22 protein-coding genes are annotated in these 19,297 nt (G+C 64.1%); 16 read left to right on the top strand and 6 right to left on the bottom strand.

The genetic code is table 11. From position 1 onward, the window contains the following. The first annotated feature begins 196 nt into the window (after window positions 1-196). The 6 genes from radC (at window position 197) to OYT13_RS17290 (ending at window position 6,814) form a co-directional block, all read left to right on the top strand. Complete coding sequence (gene radC, locus OYT13_RS17315; protein WP_268566713.1) at window positions 197-703, top strand: RadC family protein; 507 nt, start codon at window positions 197-199, stop codon at window positions 701-703. 278 nt (window positions 704-981) lie between these two features. After that, the gene (locus tag OYT13_RS17310) at window positions 982-1,371 is read left to right on the top strand and encodes an ATPase (RefSeq protein WP_268566712.1); all 390 of its coding nucleotides are present in this window, start codon (window positions 982-984) and stop codon (window positions 1,369-1,371) included. Window positions 1,372-2,160: 789 nt separating this feature from the next. Then, entirely contained in the window at window positions 2,161-2,988 is an 828-nt protein-coding gene (locus tag OYT13_RS17305) for a DUF932 domain-containing protein (RefSeq protein WP_268567895.1), read from the top strand. A 65-nt stretch (window positions 2,989-3,053) separates the two neighbouring features. Continuing rightward, complete coding sequence (locus OYT13_RS17300) at window positions 3,054-5,111, top strand: ParB/RepB/Spo0J family partition protein (protein WP_268566711.1); 2,058 nt, start codon at window positions 3,054-3,056, stop codon at window positions 5,109-5,111. 63 nt (window positions 5,112-5,174) lie between these two features. Beyond that, window positions 5,175-5,384 carry a hypothetical protein gene (locus OYT13_RS17295; protein ID WP_268566710.1) on the top strand — a complete coding sequence of 70 codons (210 nt, stop codon included), beginning with the start codon at window positions 5,175-5,177 and terminating at the stop codon, window positions 5,382-5,384. Between the two features lie 1,115 nt (window positions 5,385-6,499). After that, entirely contained in the window at window positions 6,500-6,814 is a 315-nt protein-coding gene (locus tag OYT13_RS17290; RefSeq protein ID WP_111374376.1) for a DUF736 domain-containing protein, read from the top strand. Window positions 6,815-6,871: 57 nt separating this feature from the next. On the opposite strand, the gene OYT13_RS17285 is transcribed toward OYT13_RS17290, so the two are convergent. Beyond that, entirely contained in the window at window positions 6,872-7,162 is a 291-nt protein-coding gene (locus OYT13_RS17285) for a helix-turn-helix domain-containing protein (RefSeq protein WP_111374377.1), read from the bottom strand. Window positions 7,163-7,461: 299 nt separating this feature from the next. Between OYT13_RS17285 and OYT13_RS17280 the strand changes: the two genes are divergently transcribed. The 10 genes from OYT13_RS17280 (at window position 7,462) to OYT13_RS17235 (ending at window position 14,962) form a co-directional block, all read left to right on the top strand. Further along, a complete protein-coding gene (locus OYT13_RS17280; RefSeq protein WP_111374441.1) occupies window positions 7,462-7,812 on the top strand; it encodes a DUF2958 domain-containing protein in 351 nt (116 codons plus the stop codon). 373 nt (window positions 7,813-8,185) lie between these two features. Beyond that, window positions 8,186-8,941: a DUF2285 domain-containing protein gene (locus OYT13_RS17275; RefSeq protein WP_268566709.1), complete on the top strand. Its 756-nt coding sequence runs from the start codon at window positions 8,186-8,188 to the stop codon at window positions 8,939-8,941. 125 nt (window positions 8,942-9,066) lie between these two features. Then, window positions 9,067-9,363 carry a helix-turn-helix transcriptional regulator gene (locus tag OYT13_RS17270; RefSeq protein WP_268566708.1) on the top strand — a complete coding sequence of 99 codons (297 nt, stop codon included), beginning with the start codon at window positions 9,067-9,069 and terminating at the stop codon, window positions 9,361-9,363. Window positions 9,364-9,389: 26 nt separating this feature from the next. Then, the gene (locus OYT13_RS17265) at window positions 9,390-10,256 is read left to right on the top strand and encodes a replication initiator protein A (RefSeq protein WP_268566707.1); all 867 of its coding nucleotides are present in this window, start codon (window positions 9,390-9,392) and stop codon (window positions 10,254-10,256) included. 265 nt (window positions 10,257-10,521) lie between these two features. Next, the gene (parA, locus tag OYT13_RS17260) at window positions 10,522-11,160 is read left to right on the top strand and encodes a ParA family partition ATPase (RefSeq protein WP_111374380.1); all 639 of its coding nucleotides are present in this window, start codon (window positions 10,522-10,524) and stop codon (window positions 11,158-11,160) included. Next, window positions 11,157-11,429, top strand: coding sequence for a chromosome partitioning protein ParB (locus tag OYT13_RS17255; protein WP_268566706.1), 273 nt, complete (start codon window positions 11,157-11,159; stop codon window positions 11,427-11,429). Before parA ends, OYT13_RS17255 begins: the two co-directional genes overlap by 4 nt. Further along, window positions 11,426-11,959, top strand: coding sequence for a DUF2840 domain-containing protein (locus OYT13_RS17250; protein WP_268566705.1), 534 nt, complete (start codon window positions 11,426-11,428; stop codon window positions 11,957-11,959). The genes OYT13_RS17255 and OYT13_RS17250 overlap by 4 nt, the downstream gene beginning before the upstream one ends. Further along, a complete protein-coding gene (locus OYT13_RS17245; RefSeq protein WP_268566704.1) occupies window positions 11,956-12,543 on the top strand; it encodes a S26 family signal peptidase in 588 nt (195 codons plus the stop codon). Before OYT13_RS17250 ends, OYT13_RS17245 begins: the two co-directional genes overlap by 4 nt. Next, entirely contained in the window at window positions 12,540-13,007 is a 468-nt protein-coding gene (locus OYT13_RS17240) for a hypothetical protein (protein ID WP_268566703.1), read from the top strand. Before OYT13_RS17245 ends, OYT13_RS17240 begins: the two co-directional genes overlap by 4 nt. Continuing rightward, window positions 13,004-14,962, top strand: a complete 1,959-nt coding sequence (locus OYT13_RS17235) for a relaxase/mobilization nuclease and DUF3363 domain-containing protein (protein WP_247561255.1) — start codon at window positions 13,004-13,006, stop codon at window positions 14,960-14,962. Before OYT13_RS17240 ends, OYT13_RS17235 begins: the two co-directional genes overlap by 4 nt. A gap of 116 nt (window positions 14,963-15,078) precedes the next feature. Here OYT13_RS17235 and OYT13_RS17230 read toward each other — a convergent pair whose 3' ends face one another. From OYT13_RS17230 to OYT13_RS17210, 5 genes are all read right to left on the bottom strand, one after another. After that, window positions 15,079-16,329, bottom strand: a complete 1,251-nt coding sequence (locus tag OYT13_RS17230) for an NADH:flavin oxidoreductase/NADH oxidase family protein (protein ID WP_247561254.1) — start codon at window positions 16,327-16,329, stop codon at window positions 15,079-15,081. A 7-nt stretch (window positions 16,330-16,336) separates the two neighbouring features. Continuing rightward, window positions 16,337-16,735 carry a helicase gene (locus tag OYT13_RS17225; RefSeq protein ID WP_247561253.1) on the bottom strand — a complete coding sequence of 133 codons (399 nt, stop codon included), beginning with the start codon at window positions 16,733-16,735 and terminating at the stop codon, window positions 16,337-16,339. A gap of 50 nt (window positions 16,736-16,785) precedes the next feature. Continuing rightward, window positions 16,786-17,631: an alpha/beta fold hydrolase gene (locus tag OYT13_RS17220; RefSeq protein ID WP_247561252.1), complete on the bottom strand. Its 846-nt coding sequence runs from the start codon at window positions 17,629-17,631 to the stop codon at window positions 16,786-16,788. 45 nt (window positions 17,632-17,676) lie between these two features. Next, window positions 17,677-18,633 (bottom strand): alpha/beta fold hydrolase, encoded by a 957-nt coding sequence (locus tag OYT13_RS17215; protein WP_247561251.1) that lies wholly within the window; start codon window positions 18,631-18,633, stop codon window positions 17,677-17,679. 62 nt (window positions 18,634-18,695) lie between these two features. Then, window positions 18,696-19,250, bottom strand: a complete 555-nt coding sequence (locus tag OYT13_RS17210) for a PaaI family thioesterase (RefSeq protein ID WP_247561249.1) — start codon at window positions 19,248-19,250, stop codon at window positions 18,696-18,698. Window positions 19,251-19,297 lie beyond the last annotated feature (47 nt).

Here is a 19,297-nt window from a genome sequence, read left to right as displayed (position 1 = left end):
TCCGTCGTCTCTGCGGGTGGTGGAGTGTGGGCGGTCTTGCTGTTCCCTTCACCGTATCACGGCGTTCTCGCTGTCAAGGGCTGCGCGCGCCTTGCGTGCTTGCGTCCTGGCGTCCGTCGCCGACCCCTGACTGCTTGCGCTGCGCCGTGCTGGAGCCGGTTCCGGGCAATTCCGCCCGAGCAACCGGAGCACGATCATGTCGCAACTTTCTCTATCTCTCGATTCCTCGCTGCTGGTGCGTGACGACCAGGGGCGTTATCTGCTGGCGACTGCTGACCAGATTCTGGAAGCAGCCCGGTATGTCATCGACCAGAAGACCCCGCGTGGGACGTTGTTCACGTCGCCGGCCCTGGTCAAGGACTACCTGCGCACCAAGCTGGCCAGCTTCGAGCACGAAGTCTTCGCTGCCTTGTTCCTCGACAGCCAGAACCGTCTGATCGAATACGTCGAGTTGTTCCGCGGCACCATCGACCAGACATCGGTCTATCCGCGCGAAGTCGTGAAAACGGCGCTGCATCTCAATGCGGCGGCCGTGATCTTTTCTCACAACCATCCGAGCGGGAATTCCGAGCCGAGCCAGGCGGACAAGCTGCTGACTCAGCGCCTCAAGGAAGCCCTGGCGCTGGTGGATGTGCGCACGCTGGATCACATTGTCGTCGGCGGCGAGGCCACAACGTCATTCGCCGAGCGTGGCCTGCTCTGAACCCAGGGGCTTCGGCCCCTTTTTTGCTGCGTCCGGTGGCGCAGCTCCGGCCCTCACGGGCCTGCGCGTGCTGCGCACTTGCCGAAGGCAGGTCTGCGTAGGTGGTGGTGTGAGGCGGTCTTGCTGCTCCCTTCACCGTATCACGGCGTTCTCGCCATCAAGGGCTGCGCGTGCAAGCACGCTTGCGGCCCTCTGGCCGTCTGCGCCCCCTGACTGCTTGCGCTGCGCCGTGCTGCCGACGGTTCCGGGCAATTCCGCCCGAGTAACCGGAGATCGTCATGAACGACAAATCACACGTTTCAATGGAACAGCACGTCTGCCTGGTCTGCGGCCTGGCCTTCGACGCAGGCGCCATCCTGCTGGACAAGCGCCTGCGCGCGAGCATGGAGCGCCATACGAAGACGGGCTGGGGACTGTGCGCCGAGCACCAGAAGCTGGCCGACGATGGTTTTGTCGCCCTGGTCGAGTGCAATCCGCAGCGCAGCGGCTCGCCGGGTGGCAGCCTGAAGCCCGAGCAGGCTTATCGCACGGGCCGCCTGGCGCACCTGAAGCGTCATGTGTTCGCCAAGGTGTTCAACGTACCGATCGAGGCCAACCAGCCTTGCGTCTTCGTCGAACCGGGCGTCATCGAGCAGCTTGAGGCGATGGTGTCGGCGACGGCGAGCTAATCGCGCGCTGACAACCTGGCGCGTCGTCCTCTCGGGCGACGCGCCTTTCCTTTTGCTGCGCCCGATGTCGATGCCTTCGCGCCTGCGACGCTGCGCGCTTCGCTTGCCTCCAGGGGAAAGCCCTTCGGCCTATCCCCGCCGCGCGATGCTTGGCGCCCCTCGAAGACTGCCGAACCGGCTGCGCCGGATCGGCCAGAAACCAATCGCAATCCCAGCAGCAGAACCAGTTCCTCGATGCCTTGTGCAGGAGGGCTGTCCTGGGCGTGGTGTTCACCGAACATCGAGTTCAGTGCGTCCCCGGCCAAGGAAACATGGCCGGTCGCGCTGTCGTGCTGCGCATCGAGCCGCCTGCGGCGTCTCGCCCCATTCGGGCTTCCATCGTTCCCTCGCGCTGCTCGGCTGACGCCTCTGGCCCGGCTTCCAGATCCGGGCCTGCGCGCTTCGCTTGCCGTGCGGTCGGCACACAAGGGCGGCCGTTGCCTGTCCAGCCGTCTTCCCTCGCTCATCACCTTGCTCGCGACTGTAGCCCGCGGCCTGGTGCCGTCAAGGCGCGCAGGGCCGTGTCCTCGGCTACGCCTGCGGGCCGCACCAACCCTGCGCTTGTTTCCTTGACGGCCCCCGTCCGCGCGCTCCTGACCGTCGCGGGCGATGAACTCAGGAAAGACGGCGGCAACGAGGCCAACCGGGTTCTTCGTGCCGACCGCACCGAACAGCCGAAAGGCTGGGCTCCGAATCTAGGAATCCGGTGTGCGGTTTGAACAGCAAACCCTTTTCGTCAGGAGAAAGACCATGCAACTCGCATCCCGCTTCGCTTCCCGTTCCCCGTCGCTGCGCAGCGATTACCCGCTGTCGGATGACCAGATTCGCCGCGTGGCCCCGTCCATCTTCGCGGACGCCCCGCACGAGAGCCGTTCCGAGCGGTACAGCTACATCCCCACCGCCGCCGTGCTGACCGAGCTTCGCAAAGAAGGCTTCCAGCCCTTCATGGTGACGCAGACCCGCGTGCGCGATGAAGGCAAGCGCGAGCACACGAAACACATGCTGCGCCTGCGTCATGCCAGCCAGATCAACGGCGCGGAAGCCAATGAAATCGTGCTGCTGAACTCGCATGACGGCACCAGCAGCTATCAGATGCTGGCCGGGATGTTCCGCTTCGTTTGCAGCAATGGCCTTGTCTGCGGCGACACCGTGGCGGACGTGCGTGTGCCCCACAAAGGCGACGTGGCCGGGCACGTCATCGAAGGCGCTTATCAAGTGTTGAGCGGCTTCGAGCGCGTGAAGGAGTCCCGCGACCTGATGCGCGGCATCACGCTGGACGATGGCGAAGCCGAGGTGTTCGCCCGCGCCGCGCTGGTCCTCAAGTACGACGACCCCGACAAGCCCGCGCCCGTCACCGAATCACAAATCCTGATGCCGCGCCGGTTCGATGACCGCCGCCCCGACCTGTGGAGCGTGTTCAACCGCACGCAGGAGAACTTGACCAAGGGTGGCTTGCATGGCCGCAGCGCCAACGGACGCCGCCAGCAAACCCGCCCGGTGCAGGGCATTGATTCCGATGTGCGCCTGAACCGCGCCCTGTGGCTGCTGGCCGATGGCCTGCGCCAGTTGAAAGCCTAAACCGTTCCCCCGCCGGAGGGGCGGTTCCCCTCCATTCCCTTGTTTAACTCGATTGGAGATACACCATGAACGCCGTTACCCAAACCGAAGCCCGCGCCGTCAATGCCGCCGCCGTGCTGGAAGCCGCCGACCCGACCAAGAACCTGATTCTGGTTCCGCTGTCGCGGCTGCTGCTGCGCCCCACGGGCCGCAACGTGCGCAAGACCCCGCGCATGTCCATTCCCGAGTTGGCCGCATCCATCCAGCGCGTGGGCCTGCTGCAAAACCTCATCGTGATCGCCGCTGCCGATGGCGAGCATTACGAAGTCGTGGCCGGTGGCCGCAGGCTGGCCGCATTGAAGCTGCTGGCGAAGAAGCGCCGCATCCCGAAGGAATGGGACGTGCCTTGCTTGCTGGTGGCCGATGGCACGGCGCGAACCGCCAGCCTCACCGAGAACGTGCAGCGCGAAGCCATGCACCCGGCAGATCAGTTTGAAGCCTTCGCGGCGCTAGTGGCCGAAGGCCGGCCCATCGAGGACATTGCGGCGGACTTTTCCGTCACGCCGCTGGTGGTGCAGCGCCGCTTGAAGCTGGCCAACGTCTCGCCGCGCCTGATGGCCGACTATCGCGCCGATGCCATCACGCTTGACCAGTTGATGGCCCTTGCCCTCACCGACGACCACGGCGCGCAGGAGAGCGCGTTCTACGACGCGCCGACATGGCAGCGCCAGCCGTCCGCGCTGCGCGAACGTCTCACCGAGCGCGAAATCGACGCCTACCGGCATCCGCTGGTGCGCTTCGTCGGGCTGGACGCCTACGAGCAGGCGGGCGGCGGCATCCGCCGTGACCTGTTCGCGGAAGGCGATGCAGGCGTGTATCTCACCGATGCCGCGTTGCTGGAACGGCTGGCGCAAGACAGGCTGGCGGGCATCGCCGCCGAGGTGCGCGGCGAAGGTTGGGCATGGGTGGATGCCACGCCCGGCGTGACCCATGCCGACCTGCACGCCTTCCAGCGAGCCCCGAGGGAGCGGCGCGAGCCGACCAAGCGCGAGGCGCAGCGTATCGAGAAGCTGCAAGCCAAGATGCAGGAAATAGGCGAAGCCCTTGATGCCGCATTGGAGGCCGAGGACGAGGACAAGGCCGACGCGCTGCAAGAGGAAGGCGAAGCCTTGGGCGAGCAGTTGCAGGCGCTGGAAGATGGCTTGCAGGATTATGGCGCGACCGTGAAGGCCGCCGCCGGAGCCATCGTCACCATCGACCGTAACGGCGAGGCCGTGATTCATCGCGGCCTGCTGCGCGAGGCCGAGGCCAAGGCGCTGCGCACGCTGGAACGGCTGCGGCAGGGTTTCGGCAGCGATGGCGAAGCCGCGAACGATGACGAAGGCGAGGACGACGAGCAGCCCAAGACCGTCGCCATGTCCGACCGGCTGGCGCAACGCTTGAGCGCGCACCGCACGGCGGCGCTGCAAATCGAAGTCGCACGGCATCCGCAAGCGGCACTGGCGGCGCTGGTGCATGGCATGGTGCAGACCGTCTTGCATGAAAGCCACTACGGCCACGACCTGCCGCTGGGCGTGCGCCTCTCGCAGCAAGACCGGCTGGAAAGCATGGCCCCGGACTGGCCGGAATCGTCCGCCGCCGTGGCGCTGCGCGAACGGCAACAGGCATGGGCTGGCAAGCTGCCCGAGGACAGCGCCGAACTGTTCGCCGCGCTGCTGGCGATGGAGCAAGGCGAGCTGGTCAAGCTGCTGGCCGTGTGCGTGGCCTCGACGGTCGACGTGGTGACGCCCCGCGCCACGCAGCGCCAGCCCGGCGGGGAGCTGGCGCAAGCCGTGGGCCTCGACATGGCTGCATGGTGGCAGCCGACCGCAGAAGGCTACTTCAAGCACATCCCGAAGGCCGCGATTCTGCAAGCCGTGGGCGAGTACGCGCCGGAGCACGTCACGCGGCTGGCGACGCTCAAGAAGGCCGACATTGCCAGCGAAGCCGAGCGGCTGGCCGATGGCTCGGGCTGGATGCCTGTCATCTTCAAGGCCGAAGTCCCGGCAGTGCAGGAAGCCCAGCAGGAGGATGGCCCGGTCCAGGATGCCCCGGAGGATGCCGAGGCTGTGGCGGATGAACCCGCCGAGGCGCTGGCCGCTTGACCCGCGCCGAAGGCAAGTGCCCCGGCCTCGACCGGGGCGCTTCGCTTGAAAGGAGAAATGCCCATGACCCGCAGCACCACCAGTCGCCCGCGCATGGCGGCGATCTATGCACCCGGCACGGTACGCGCCCGCCGCTGGCACAGCGAAGGCGACGTGCGCGGCTACCACCCGCCCTCGGGCTGGACGGCTCGCGCCGACCTCACGGACATTCACCCCATCACAGGCCGCGCCTTGCCCCGTGCGGTGTGGTGGCTCATCGAGACGAAGGAATAACCGCGATCAGCACCGCGCCCAGGCCGTTCCGCCCTGGGCGCGGTGGACGCAAAAATCCGGTCGCGGCAGTGGCCGCGCCCGGTGTCGAAGGCCAATAGCAAAATCAGAACGCCGCCGTCTTCGCGATGGCTCAGGCGGCGGCGTTGATTTCGCCGAACATCCCGCCCGGCTGATGCCGGCCCGCATGAGGCTGGCAGTCAAAGCACGTGCGTACGCGGAATCATCCAACAGCAGTTCGTGCCCCATCGCCTGCATGGCTCGATGCTCGGACAGTGCTAATTCCAGCAAGCGCATGTGCCCGTTTCTTTCTTGGAAATCTGGAACGACCTGGGCGTGTCGGCGCGCAGCGCCGCCGGGCTTTCGGGCTGCGCCCCGTGCCGTCTTTGCCGTCACGGCCATTCGGCTTCAATCCCTCACGCACCTTCGCGCCTGTGGCGCTGCGCGCTTCGCTTGCCTCCAGGGGATCGGCGCAAGGCCCATCCCCGCCGCGCGCTGCTTGGCGCCCCTGTGAGAGCGCCGAACCGGCTTGCATCGGATCGGCCAGACCAGTGCCCCACCACAATGGACGGGTGCGGGGCTACGCCCTGGCTCGCTGCGCTGGGTTGTGCAAATGCGTGCCGTGCTCAATGCTGGCGTTTCGTCACCACCACGTCACGACAGACGATTCACAAATACACCGCCCAGCCTGGCTATGGAGCTTCCACACCACGCCTCAAGCATGCCGCCGCAGGATGCTGCGGGGTCGTTCGACATTTCCGTTGGGGGGATCGGCCTTGTTCGCATCAGGGGGCAAACCGGCGAAGTAATCTGGCTGGAATGCCGAGTCAGCCCTGTCTCCTTGCGGAGCAGTCGGCCCATGCGTCCTTGGCTTGTCGTGAATCCTGGCGGGGGCACGGCTGCGCCTTGGGCTTCATGGCCGCAACCATCCGGCGCAAACAATTTCCCCTGCGCGGTCACTGTGTTCGGCGCATTCCTCGCGGGACAAATTCTTTGCACCTCCCAGTCCTCCACTGCGTTTCGGCCGCAAGCGGTGCGACCCGCCCATCCCCCGCCGGCCGGATCACAACAAGGACGCGATGGGCGCGACCTTGGTTAAACCGCAAGGAGAAAACATCATGGCCACCATCGGCACCTTCACCGCAGACAAAGACGGCTTCACCGGCACGATCCGCACCCTGACGCTCAACGTCAAGGTCAAGCTCATCCCCAACGAAAAAGAAAGCGAGAACGCCCCCGACTTCCGCGTCCAGGCGGCAGGCGGCTACGACATCGGCGCGGCGTGGAAGAAAGTCAGCAAGGCCGAACGGCCCTACGTGTCCGTGACCCTCGACGATCCCACGTTCCCGGCGACGATCTATGCCCGCCTGATCGAGGAAGAGGACGGCACGCACAACCTGATCTGGTCGCGCAGCAAGCCCCAGGCAGCCTGAAGGCCGCCTCAGCGCCCCGCCCATTGCGGCGGGGCAGCCGTGCTCTGCACGGCAAACCTACGACCTGGCCGCTGCGAGCTGGTTCTCGGTCTCGGTCATCAGCACGGCGGTACTGCATTCAAGCGCGCCGGCGATCTTGAAGATGATCGCCAGCGTGGGCATGTGCTCCCCGCGCTCGACCTTTCCCATGTGGGAACGCTCGATGCCCGCCAGATTCGCCAGCAACTCTTGCGCGATCCCGCGTTCCGCCCGCAGCGCGCGCACCGCCGCGCCGAAGGCTTGCGCCAATTCGGCATCGAAGGTGGTGGCACCGGTCGGCCGACCGGGTTGGATGGATCGCTTCTGCATAGACAGAAGCGTCCAATTTCGGGACAATTAAAACCACGTTATCTTTAACTCATTAGCTGGGGTTTTGTCCGCTTCCGTACTTTTACGGAAAACCGTATCGGCGGATTTCGACAGAACCGGGGAACCGTATCCGTGTCTTGCCTGGCTTCCACAATTCCGCTTTTGCATTTCTGTGTCTGTACGGATTCGACGGCTTGCGTATCCGTGCTTACCCACGAAAGCACTCATCCGGTTCGGTGTTTCTGCACTTTCACGCAAAAGCGGTTTCGTGCATTCTCGGTTTTGTGGGGTTCCTGACCATGACTCAGCCTCTCACCACCGCCGACGAGCGAGCGCAACTGCTCGCTAATGGTGAGGCACGCGCCGCGGGTCAGCGCATCGACCCGCTGCCTGTGGTGCGGTTGTTCACGCCGGATGCGCACGCAACCTGGTTGCTGGCTGCGCTCGACCCGGCCGATGGCGACACGGCCTGGGGGGTGATCGACCTCGGCATCGGCATGCCGGAATTGGGGACGGTCAAGCTGTCCGACCTGGCAGGTATCGTCGGGCCGCGTCAGGAGCCCATCCGACGCGACCTGTATTTCCGCGCTTCGCGGTCGTTATCGGAATACGTCCGGCTGGCGCAACGCGATGGCTCAATTTCCGACTGATTGAGCCGCATGGCCCCGCCGCCGCGGGCCATCCAGTCACGGACAATAGCGGCGCATTGTGTCTTTCTCTGTCTAACTCAAGACCGTTGCGGTCTGAATCGAATCTCTTGCACCAAGTCGGCGCGTCCTGACCGAAAGAGACACGATGCACGGCAAGGCTTGCGGCAGGGTCTTATCCGCTGCGCCCCATTTCAGGGCTGCGCAGACGTCGCATTCGGACAATCCTTGTAAGGCTTCGGAGTAAATCAGTCTTGACACCTCTCGTTGCAGCTTGAGTCTATCCCTTTGCTGGCAGTGCGTTGAGGTCTTGATGACATAGCTCTCGCGTGCCGACGACCGTGGCGACGATCCCTGCCCAACAGGAGGTTGCGTCATGACTGATCGAAGCGCCGAACCTTGGTATCCCACTGCCGCGTATCTCTACGTGCTGCACCTGGATGACCTGGCACTGGCCTGGGAGTATTTGCGCCGGCATCCCGATTATCGCCACGACTGGCTACACCGTCGCCGCCAGCCGGAGACTGCCCACACCTGGGGATTGCGTATGCTAGAAGACCCGGCCCTGGATGCGCGCGACGCACATCCGGCCTGGTTTCCCGGCCATCCCTGCACGGCGCAGCTCCACCCGGACATTGACCCGCCACCGGATGCCGCTCCATTCGAGTTCTGGAGCATTCCCGGTCACAAGCACCTGGCCCACGATGGGCAACGCCTAATACTCACCACGCGCTGGCCCGGGTGCTGCCTGCGCCTGACGTTGGCGCAGAACCTAGAGGATGGTATGGCCTACGTCTACGCCATCCGCACGTGCGACATGCCTTGCGCACGCCATTGCACACTCCGGGTCGAACTGGACAAGCTGGCCGTAGCCGCCGAAAGCACGCCTGCGGCAGTTGCTTGGCCCCGGCCTGCGCCCACTGCGCTGCAGGAACTGCATACCTTGCAGGCGCTCGACGCCACCTTGTCAGGGGCGTCCTTGCGTGAAGTCGCCGAAGGCCTGTTCGGCGCCGATGCCGTGGTCCAAAGCTGGTATGCCGATGGCGGCCTGCGTTCCCGCGTGCGCCGTCTGGTGCGACGAGGCCAGGGCCTGATGCGCGGTGGCTATCGCCGCTTAGCGCAACTCCAATAAATTGAGCAGGGTCGTTTTGCCTTCCCTGTAAAACGACCCTCAACGGGACGCATCCCTTTCTTGAGACTGCCTCCATCTGGCCGCGCGGTGCGGCTGGACTGTCCTGACCGATGGAGGCTTACCCGATGCGACCCGCTCCCTTGCGGCCTGCTGCCGCACACGCCACGCAGCCGCAGCCCGCTGCTACTGCACAACCCCAACGCTACCTGACCAACGACGAGGCCGCCGAATACCTGCGCTTGTCGCCGCGCACGCTGGAAAAGCAGCGCGTGATCGGCGGTGGCCCGCGCTTCCGCAAGTTTGGCCGTCGCGTCATGTACGCGGTGGCCGACCTCGACGCCTGGGCCGACCAGCGCAGCTTCGAGGCCACGTCCGACCCCGAATATGCCGAGCAGCACTCGGCCGACAGCCGTGCGCGCTGATCGGCGCTTCGCCGGTGGCCATCGCCATGCCCAACCCATCGCTGCCGTCCCGATCATCGGGGCAGCGATCGATGCAGGAGCGGGAACAGCTCGATCTGTTCCGCGCGCTGCCGGGCGACATGGCGCCGCGCGACAGCCAGGACTTGATGGCCTTTCCGTTCTTCTCGCTGGCGAAGTCGAAGCGCGTTCAGCCGATCGACTTTCGCGCCGGTGGCGTGACGATCCGTGTGGAGGGCACGCAGGAACACGGCATCGCCACGATCTGGGATGCCGACATCCTGATCTGGGCGGCCAGCCAGATCGTGGAAGCGCGCGACGCGGGCATTCGTCCGTCGCGGCTCATGCGCGCCACGCCCTACGAGATCCTGCGCTTCATCGGGCGCGGTACGTCGCTGCGCGACTACCAGCGCCTCAAAGCTGCCTTGGATCGACTGCAATCAACCACGGTGGCCACCTCCATCCGGGAGACGACCGGGCGACGCCTGCATCGCTTCTCGTGGATCAACGAATGGAAGGAGTTGGCCGACGCCAGCGGCACGCCGCTGGGCATCGAGCTGATCCTGCCGGACTGGTTTTTTGTCGGCGTGATGGATGCTGCGTTGGTGCTGACCATCGACCCGGCGTATTTCAAGCTTACGGGCGGCATCGAGCGTTGGCTGTACCGCCTCGTGCGCAAGCACGGCGGCAAGCAGCCGGGCGGCTGGCAGTTCGACTTCAAGCATCTGCACCGCAAGTCGGGCAGCACGGCCAAGCCCTACGACTTCGCCTGCGACCTGCGCGCGCTGGTGGCGCGGCAGTCGATGCCGGGTTACGTCCTGGGCATCGAGCGGATGCCGGACGACGGGGCCGAACTGCTGACTTTCCGGCCCGTGCTGCGGACGGCACGGGGATAACTCGGGGAAAAACTGTGAATGGCCTCGTGCTATCAGACGTGCCGGGTATCGTGCTATCGGGCGTGTCCCTATCGTGCTATCAGGCGTGCGAAACCGCCGAAAACCCAATACTGGAGCGGGTTTCCGGTCTCTCTAACTTCCCTAACTTAATTTCTTTAACTAATAAGAACAGCGCGCCGTTTCGGTGGAAAACTGCCAAACGGCACGATGCGCGGCGTTTCACTCGGCGAAGAAAAACCGGCTTTCCAGCAAGGAGGGCCGCGCCATGATCATCGCTTTGCTGAACCAGAAAGGCGGTGTGGGCAAGACCACGCTTGCCACGCACATCGCGGGCGAACTGGCCATGCGCGGCCAGCAAGTTGTTTTGCTCGATGCCGATCCGCAAGGCTCGGCACTGGACTGGACCCAGCGGCGCGCCCAACAGGGCTTGCCGCGCTTATTCAGCGCCGTGGGCCTCGCACGCGAGACGTTGCACCAGGAGGCGCCCGAACTGGCACGCCGGGCCGATCACGTCATCATCGACGGCCCGCCGCGCATCGCCGCTCTGGCGCGCTCCGCGCTGCTGGCAGCCGAGCGCGTGTTGATCCCGGTACAGCCCAGTCCCTACGACTTGTGGGCGTCCGCCGAAATGGTGGCGCTGATCCGTGAGGCGCAGGTGTTCAGGCCAGCGCTACGCGCAGCCTTCGCCATCAATCGGCGTGTCAGCACGACCATCATTGGCCGTGAAGCGCGCCAGGCGTTGGCCGACCAGCCGCTGCCTGCGCTGCGTTCGGAAGTGCATCAGCGCATCGTCTTCGCAGACAGCGTGGCCGCCGGCCGGCTCGCCCGCGAGACGGCACCTGACAACGCCGCCGCGCGCGAGATCACCGCGCTGGTCGATGAACTGCTGCGGTGGCCGACATGACCACAGAACGATCTACGCGCGGCAAGCGCGTCGGCATCGGTGCACGTCCGCCAGCGAACCCGCACGCAGAGGCGTGGGTTCGCCAGGGCGAAGCCAACGACATCCAGAAAGGCGACCTCTACACCGCGCGCCTGACCCTCGATATCACGCCCGCAATGCGTGCGCGCATTAAGGTGTCGGCCTTCACGCAGGGCGTGACGGTGGCCGAACTTCTGCGCGCATTGCTGGAGCGCGAGTTCCCGGACGTATCCACGGAGAGAACACCATGAACGCTCACGCCTTGCCAGGCACGGCTGCACCGCCGACTTCGCTCGCTGAACTCGTCGGCCGAGCCGGCGCCGCACCACTGACCCGCGTTTCGCTGGCCTACATCGAGCAGCGCATCGACATCTATCTGCGCTTCGGCGAACCGGCGCGCACCATCCGGCTCGACCGCTGGCGGCGCGTCGCGATGTTCCTGCCAGGCGCCGTGTTCTGTCGCATTCGCTGGCACGCCAACGACTACGGCACCGTGCGCTGGCAGCTCATGGTGATGCAGGCCTGCACGCCGCTGGACGCGGCGCAGCGCATCCCCGGTGTGCTGCCCGGCGCGCACCTTCTGCTGCACGCCGAGGGTGAACCCGCCGTGCGCACCGTGCTGGCGCAAATCGACGCCATCGAGGCGCAAGGCGTCGCTCCCTCCGATGTGTCGCCCGCGTACTGGCGCACGCTCGGCAATCGTCTCGCTGCGCGCCTGCCGCTGCCAGCGTATACAGCCAAGCGGCACGCGACCTGGCTGGTCGGGAGAGCGCTGTCATGACGACGCTTTCCACATCCGGCACTGCGCCGCATTCTCGCTCGCTCGGGCGCGCCCGCATCGTTGTGGCGACACTGGCCGCCACCGGCTTCGCTGCGCTGGCCTGGGCGTCCTTCGTGTTGCCGCTGCCGCGCCTGACCTACAACCCGTCCGACAGCGTGGCGGTCGGCTGGTATCGCGTCGATCCGCTCGACCACCGGGCCGGCTCGCTGCCAAGCTCGTTGCCCGTGAACAGCATCGTGCTGGTCCCACTACCGGCCGAGGCCGCCGCATTGGCTGCGCAGCGCGGCTACCTGCCGACGCGCGTTCCATTGCTCAAGCGCGTGGGTGCGATTGCACCGCAGGAAGTGTGTATCACTGGTGGCATCGTCCGCATCGACGGCGTGCCTTCGGCCGCCGTGCTGCGAGCTGACCGGCTGGGCCGTCTGCTGCCATCGTGGCAGCAGTGCCGTCGTCTTGAATCCGGTGAACTGTTCCTGTTGAGTGTGACCAATCCGGCGTCGTTCGACAGCCGTTATTTCGGGCCGGTTGCTGCATCCACGGTGATCGGTGTTGCGCATCCGATTTGGCTGGAGACTCGTCCATGATGGCTGCCGATTCGCTGCACATTTCCATGTACCTCATCGTGCCATCTGACTTGTCGTTTCACTGGTCGTCGAAGTGTCGCTGCGCGTGCGGTGCGGGTGCCGATCCTGCGTATCGTGCACCGCACTTCGCGCAAGCTCATGCACCGTCCTTCTACGTGCAGGAGTCTTGCCTCGAACACACCCGGCCGGTGGCCGTGGCCGTGTTCGCCGGCGGGCTGGCTGCGGGCAGCGCAGCACCGCCGGGCCGCCGACGCCCAGAGCGAAAGCGAGGGGCAAAGGCGGAAGGCAAGATAAAAGGTCGCGGCACGCAGCCGCTTGAAAACCCTGTCTGCACGCGGGGGTGGCGCGGCACGCGCCTGGGAGCGGCGCCGTGCCGTGAGAGTGCGCAATGCCGCATCGGCATTGGCGAAGGCGTGTGCTTCGTCCGCCCGGCTACGCTGATCTTGTATGGAGGCACAGCATGAGCAATCAAGACGATGACCGATTCCGGGTGCGGCCTGGCGCGCCAAAACAGCGCGATAACGCCTTCATCAACAAGGTGCTGCGCCAGACCAACAAGGCCGGCGCCAAGCTCGGCAAGACGATCGGCGAAGTCGGTCATCGGCCCGGTTTCCGGTTGGGGCGTGGCCACGTCGCGGCCCGCTTCGCCGGAGCCTCGCTCACACCCAACGCCCGTCGCGTGACAATCAAGGCGCGGCTCGTCAATCTGTCCAAAGCCGGGTCACGTTCGACCATTACGCACCTGCGTTACATCGAGCGTGAAGGGGTGGATCGCCAGGGCGGTCCGGGCCATGCCTACGGCCCAACGACCGACGCGGCGGACACTGCCGCTTTCGAGGAACGCGGGCGCGAGGACCGGCACCAGTTCCGCTTCATCGTCTCGCCGGAAGACGCCGAACAGCTAGACGATCTGCGCACCTACACCCGGCATCTGATGGCGCGCATGGAGGCTGACCTGGGCACGCGGCTGGACTGGGTGGCGGTGGATCACTGGAACACTGATAACCCGCACACGCACGTCGTCCTACGAGGGAAGGATGACACTAGCAAAGACCTCATCATCTCCCGCGACTACATCGCCGAGGGGATGCGTCACCGGGCCGCCGAACTGGCAACCGAATGGCTGGGGCGGCGCACCGAGTTGGAGATCCAGCGCGCCACGCAACGCGAAGTTGACCAGGAGCGGTGGACTGGGTTGGATCGCACCTTGCAGCGCGTGGCAGTGGATGGTCTTGTGCATCCGGAGACACTAGCCGAGCCCCGGCTGCAAAGCCACCGTCAAATGCTGATCGGCCGCCTACAACGCTTGCAGCGCATGGGCTTGGCGGCCGAGATGCAACACGGCACATGGGCTGTCCACGCAGACGCCGAATCCACGCTGCGAGCCATGGGCGAGCGAGGCGACATCATCCGCACCATGCAGCGCGCCATGAGTGGCCGGCAACGCGAACTGGCGGTGTTCCAGCCGGGCGAGGATGGCCACACCATTGTCGGCCGGGTGGTCGGCAAGGGGCTGGCCGACGAACTGCACGACAAGGGCTATCTGGTCGTCGACGGGACCGATGGCAAGGCGCACTACGTCGCGCTGCCGCCACGATCGGAACTGGGGCAATACCCGACTGGTGCAGTGGTGGAAGTAAAAGGCGCGGCCGCCGTGCGCACGGCCGACCGGAACATCGCTGCGCTAGCCATCAAGGGCGTGTACCGTACCGATCAACATTTGGCTGTCGCACAGGGACAGGCCACGCCCGATCGCGACCCGCGCGAGGTGGTGGCAGCGCATGTGCGTCGGCTCGAAGCGCTGCGCCGTGCCGGCATCGTGGAGCGTGAGGCCGAAGGCGTCTGGCGCGTGCCCGGCAACCTGACCGAACAGGGCCGCCAGTACGACGCGCAGCGGCTCGGTGGCGGTGTAGCGGTAGAGCTGAAATCGCACCTTCCCATTGAGCTGCAGGCCCGCATGATCGGCGCCACCTGGCTCGATCAGCAGTTGATTGGCGGCGGCAAGGGGCTGGGGGACCTGGGCTTTGGCAGTGAGGTCAAGGATGCGCTACAACAGCGTGCCAATTTCCTGACCGAGCAAGGGTTGACCGAGCGACGCGGGCAGCGCATCGTCCTCGCACGCAACCTGCTGGCGACGCTGCGCAGTCGCGAGCTGGCGAAGGCCGCGAAGGACATTACCGCTGAAACCGGGTTGGAGTATCGCCCGGTGGCCGATGGGCAACGCATTGCCGGGATCTATCGGCGTAGCGTCACGCTTGCCAGCGGGCGTTACGCCATGCTCGATGACGGCATGGGGTTCAGCCTGGTGCCTTGGAAGCAAGTGATCGAACAGCGGCTAGGTCAGCAGATTGCTGCAACGGTGCGAGGCGGCGGAGTGTCATGGGAAATCGGACGACAGCGCGGCATCTCCGTTGGTTAGTAGTCGGGATGGTACGGCTTCACTGCCGTAACCAACCTCAAGCCCTTGGAGGGCTCGTAGTAGTGGAAGTGTCGTGTGATCATCTTGTTGGATTTCTGCGATGTACCTCTCGGCGCTCAATTGCGCGTCCGCAGGCGCCGCGTGCGAAAGGTGCCCCAGCCGCTGCTGAAAGCGGACTTCAAGAACGCTGCCAGGCCACTCTCGTCGGGACGCGGCTCTCTACCCCTTGCAATGCGCTTGAGCTGGCGCGTGTACCACAGCACCTCCATGATTCTCATGCGATCGACAGCTTTGAGACCGGTGTTGATCGGGCGCACCTGCAGCACGCTGTCGCGCCCTTGCAGCAAGGCGGCGGGCGCGTCTGGATCGATCGCCAGCAGCCGCGCCAGGCCCACAACATCCAGCGCGCTGGAGCGCAGCGCAGTGTTCATGCCGGATGCGGTGCGGAAGCCACCTGTGACCATCAGCGGCACCTTCACGGCGGCGCGCACCTTCTCGGCAAATTCGAGGAAGTAGGCTTCGCGGTCCGCAGTGGAGGTCTTCTTCGTCTCTTGCATCGCACCACTCATGGCTGGTGCCTCGTAGGTGCCGCCGGATATCTCAATCAAGTCGATGCCCGCATCGGCCAGCGCGCGGATCGTCTCGATCGATTCTTCTTCGGTAAAGCCTCCGCGCTGGAAGTCGGCCGAGTTGAGCTTGATCCCAACCGGGAAGTCCGGGCCGACCTGGCGGCGGATTTCCGCATAGACGGCCAGCACGAAACGCCGCCGCTTCTCGGGACTTCCGCCCCATTCATCGCTGCGGCGGTTGTGGTGCGGGGAGAGGAACTGGTTGACCAGGTAACCATGCGCGCCGTGAATCTCCACGCCGCTGAATCCGGCCTTCTTGCAGATGGCCGCGCTGCGCCCGAAGCGTTCGATGATGTCCTGGATATCGAACGTGGTGGCTTCGCGCGGGGTCTCGAAGAATGCCGCCATGTCCTTGCGGAAGGGAACGGCCGAGGGCGCGAGGTTGAACGTATTCAGGCCCTTGGTCGACTGTTTGCCAGGATGGTTGAGCTGTGCCCAGATGGCTGCACCTTGTCCGGTTGCCGCGTGTGCCCATTGCCGCAGGACAGGCAAGTCTGCCTCGTCCTCGATCACCACATTGCCGGGTTCGCCCAATGCGCGGCGGTCGATCATGACATTGCCCGTCACGATCAATCCCAGCCCAGAAGCGGCCCAGCGCCGGTACAACTGCACCAGGTCCATGGTCGGGCGATTGCGATAGGTGCCCAGCGTTTCGCTCATGGCCGCCTTGGCGAGCCGATTGCGCAGCATGCTGCCATTGGGCAGGCGCAACGGCTGATTCAACAGGTCGGTTTTCATGCGTGTCTCAGAATGCGGTGCGTTCGTAAGGGGAGATGACCTTCGGCGGTTGCAGGAACGCCGTCAGGCCCTGGAACCACATCACCTCCTGGAAATCGCCGCTGATGGTCAAATCGGTGCTGCCCAGGCCCCTCAGGAAGGCAGCTTGGCTATCTTTGGCCGACAGTATCTCGAAGCCTTTCGCGGCATCTTTGAAGCTCAGGATGAACTGGGCATTCGTCGTCAGTCCGGCATAGGATCGGATGGCGCCATCGCGGATGACGAAGTAGCGACCAACACCGGAGACCGTGCGGATCTGAAACACGAGGCTCTTACCCTCGATGTAATGGGCGCAGTCGGGGTTGTTTTTGACCTCCCTTCTCAGGAGCAGAGTGAACGCCCATAGCAGGAATTTGAACTTGAACATAGCGGTGTCCTTCGGATGCTGGATCGTGAATGGATCGATGAGTGCCGTGGTCACTCGCTCAGAAACCGCACCGCGTGATACAGAAAGCGCTGCGGGCACTGGAACTGCGCGGCGTGACCGCAGTCCGGGTAGATGAACAACTGGGCGTTCGGCAGGTTGCGGGCCATGTAGAACGAGTTGATAGTTGGGATCATCACGTCGTTCACGCCGTTAAGGATGAAGGTAGGCTGCTGGATGCTGCGCAGGTAGGCGAAAGGGTCGTCTTCCGACAGCCTGGGCAGGTACAGCATGTTGGCCTCGATCTGCGCCTTGGCGACCTCCGGTGAGGACGGCGGGTCTTGGTCGATGCGCTCATGACGGCGCTGCCAGAATTCGCGCGCAGCCTGTTCCGCTTGCGTCGATCGGCCGAAGAACAAGTACAGGAAGTCTTCAAAGACCGGAACCGGGCGGGGGGCGGTGGTCAGCACCTGCGGCTCCATGTCGGGATTGCCGCCGCGCGGGCCGGTGCCCAGCAGCATCAGTTTGCGCACCAATTCGGAATGACGCCAAGTCAGGTCCAGCGCCTGGAAGCCGCCCAGCGAGAAGCCCAGAACATCGATTTGCTGCAAGCCCAGCGCGCGAACGAAGGCTGCCGCGTCATCTGCCATGTCTTCAATACGGGTACGCGGCTTGCCGGATGACGATGCAATGCCACGACCGTTGAAGAGGATCACCTCTCGACCTGCGGCCAAACCGTCCGTCATGAGCGGGTCCCAATGGTCCATTCCCCCACGAAAATGCTGGAGGAAGAACAGCGGCGGCTGGTCTGTTGCAACATTACCCCAGCGGCGATAGGCGAATCTATTGCCATCGACTTCTACGAAGCGAGTTGGGGCAGTGACGTGGGTATCGTTCATAATGGGTGCTTCCTATAGATGAACATTTGCTCCGCAAATGACAGCCTACTGCTTCAGAAACTCAAGCGACTTCAGAACAAAGTCGTCATGGAACTGAAACGCGGCGCCGTGGCCAGCATCGGGATAAATAATGAGCTGGCCATTTGGAAGCCGCCGAGCCAAGTCGCGTGAATTTGAAGTTGGAACCATTCGGTCGTCGTCACCATTGACCACGAGCACGGGCTGCTTGATGACTGACAGGTCGGCCGGTGACTTAGATCCCCAGGCGCGCAAGGCGGATAACTGCGCCATAAACGCGCTTACGGAGATTTCTTTGTCACGGTTCTCTGTGCGCTCCTTCAGTCGTGCCAGAAACGCCTTTCCAGCCTCGATGCCATTTGGCGTGCGCGTGAAGAACAAAAACTGTTTTGCATCCTGGCCCGTGAAGAAGCCACGCAGCATGTCGTAGAAGGTCACACCTGCTACGGAACTGATGCCTTCGCCACCCGCTGGACCTGTTCCTGCTAGAACCATCTTGTGGACGAGTTGCGGTTCTTTCAGGACAACTTCCTGAGCAATCATCCCGCCCATCGAAAATCCGAAGAGGTCAACCTGCTCGAACCCCATCGCTTTGATGAAGGTAATGGCGTCATCTGCCATTTGCTCGATTGAGTTCGACGGCGAACCGCTAGATGCCCCAATGCCGCGGTTATCGAAAGTAATGACGTGGTGCTTCGCGGCGATGCCCTCCACGACCCGTGGATCCCAATTATCTAGAACCGCGGCCAGATGCACGAGGAATACCACCGGCGTGCCACCGTTGCTCTTGCCAAGCTCGCGATAGGCGAAGTCCACGCCGCCTGCCGTGATGGTTTGTGTCGGCACGTTTTTCCAGGAATCCTGCGGCCCTTGCTCCATCGTCTGCGAGCTTTGTGCCACGTCAGCGAAAGCCGCATCTCGTGCCGAAGCGGATGTTGAAGCCAGTGTTGCGGCGACGACCAGCCCAAGGAAGTGGGCTTTCATTAGATTTCTCATTGTTTGTGGCTCCAAAGGGGCTGGATGTAAAAGGACGGGTAAGTGAATATCTACGGGGCATCAAAAATTACGCATGTTGTAGTCGCATGCGCGTAGAGCTTGCCGTCAGGGCCGACGATCCGGGCTTCGGATGTACCAACCTGGCGACCGACATGAAGAGCTGTTCCGATGCAGCGCAGGGCCCCTGTTTGCGTATTTGCAGCCCGAACGATATTGGCGTTGATTTGGGCGGTGGTGTAAGTCCGGCCAGCAGGCAGTTTGGTCTGGACAGCACACCCCAAAGCAAAGTCCAACAGTGTTGCGTACCACCCGCCATGAACAGAACCGAGCGGGTTGTAGTGCTTGAGTTGTGGAGTCGCCTGAAATACGGCATGTCCATATCCAAGTTCAACCAAGTCACAATCAAACGTATCGGCCATGTAGGGATGTGGCAGATCGCCATTGAGCAATGCCGTCATGACCTGTAGTCCTGTCAGGCCTTTGATCTGCTCAGGACCGGCGAGCCCCGCTTTGCCGTCACCCCGATCAAGTCTCCGTTGCCGCACTTGTTCCATCTGGACGTTCCATGCGCGCAAGGTTTCACTGGCTGAGCCGTCGTTTGTCATTTGAAATTCCAGAGCTATATTGGTGGCTTACGCATGATATTCGTCAT

Origin of the sequence: Pandoraea sp. XJJ-1, from assembly GCF_026802345.1 — a bacterium.
In the GTDB taxonomy this organism is placed as follows: Bacteria; Pseudomonadota; Gammaproteobacteria; order Burkholderiales; family Burkholderiaceae; genus Pandoraea; species Pandoraea cepalis.
The sequence above is the reverse complement of the archived record's forward strand: the minus strand, read 5'-3'. Positions and strand labels throughout refer to the sequence as shown.

Coding starts and splice junctions, on each gene's coding strand:
- radC (WP_268566713.1), top strand. CDS start 197: ATGTCGCAACTTTCTCTATCTCTCGATTCCTCGCTGCTGGTGCGTGAC.
- OYT13_RS17310 (WP_268566712.1), top strand. CDS start 982: ATGAACGACAAATCACACGTTTCAATGGAACAGCACGTCTGCCTGGTC.
- OYT13_RS17305 (WP_268567895.1), top strand. CDS start 2,161: ATGCAACTCGCATCCCGCTTCGCTTCCCGTTCCCCGTCGCTGCGCAGC.
- OYT13_RS17300 (WP_268566711.1), top strand. CDS start 3,054: ATGAACGCCGTTACCCAAACCGAAGCCCGCGCCGTCAATGCCGCCGCC.
- OYT13_RS17295 (WP_268566710.1), top strand. CDS start 5,175: ATGACCCGCAGCACCACCAGTCGCCCGCGCATGGCGGCGATCTATGCA.
- OYT13_RS17290 (WP_111374376.1), top strand. CDS start 6,500: ATGGCCACCATCGGCACCTTCACCGCAGACAAAGACGGCTTCACCGGC.
- OYT13_RS17285 (WP_111374377.1), bottom strand. CDS start 7,162: ATGCAGAAGCGATCCATCCAACCCGGTCGGCCGACCGGTGCCACCACC.
- OYT13_RS17280 (WP_111374441.1), top strand. CDS start 7,462: ATGACTCAGCCTCTCACCACCGCCGACGAGCGAGCGCAACTGCTCGCT.
- OYT13_RS17275 (WP_268566709.1), top strand. CDS start 8,186: ATGACTGATCGAAGCGCCGAACCTTGGTATCCCACTGCCGCGTATCTC.
- OYT13_RS17270 (WP_268566708.1), top strand. CDS start 9,067: ATGCGACCCGCTCCCTTGCGGCCTGCTGCCGCACACGCCACGCAGCCG.
- OYT13_RS17265 (WP_268566707.1), top strand. CDS start 9,390: ATGCCCAACCCATCGCTGCCGTCCCGATCATCGGGGCAGCGATCGATG.
- parA (WP_111374380.1), top strand. CDS start 10,522: ATGATCATCGCTTTGCTGAACCAGAAAGGCGGTGTGGGCAAGACCACG.
- OYT13_RS17255 (WP_268566706.1), top strand. CDS start 11,157: ATGACCACAGAACGATCTACGCGCGGCAAGCGCGTCGGCATCGGTGCA.
- OYT13_RS17250 (WP_268566705.1), top strand. CDS start 11,426: ATGAACGCTCACGCCTTGCCAGGCACGGCTGCACCGCCGACTTCGCTC.
- OYT13_RS17245 (WP_268566704.1), top strand. CDS start 11,956: ATGACGACGCTTTCCACATCCGGCACTGCGCCGCATTCTCGCTCGCTC.
- OYT13_RS17240 (WP_268566703.1), top strand. CDS start 12,540: ATGATGGCTGCCGATTCGCTGCACATTTCCATGTACCTCATCGTGCCA.
- OYT13_RS17235 (WP_247561255.1), top strand. CDS start 13,004: ATGAGCAATCAAGACGATGACCGATTCCGGGTGCGGCCTGGCGCGCCA.
- OYT13_RS17230 (WP_247561254.1), bottom strand. CDS start 16,329: ATGAAAACCGACCTGTTGAATCAGCCGTTGCGCCTGCCCAATGGCAGC.
- OYT13_RS17225 (WP_247561253.1), bottom strand. CDS start 16,735: ATGTTCAAGTTCAAATTCCTGCTATGGGCGTTCACTCTGCTCCTGAGA.
- OYT13_RS17220 (WP_247561252.1), bottom strand. CDS start 17,631: ATGAACGATACCCACGTCACTGCCCCAACTCGCTTCGTAGAAGTCGAT.
- OYT13_RS17215 (WP_247561251.1), bottom strand. CDS start 18,633: ATGAAAGCCCACTTCCTTGGGCTGGTCGTCGCCGCAACACTGGCTTCA.
- OYT13_RS17210 (WP_247561249.1), bottom strand. CDS start 19,250: ATGACAAACGACGGCTCAGCCAGTGAAACCTTGCGCGCATGGAACGTC.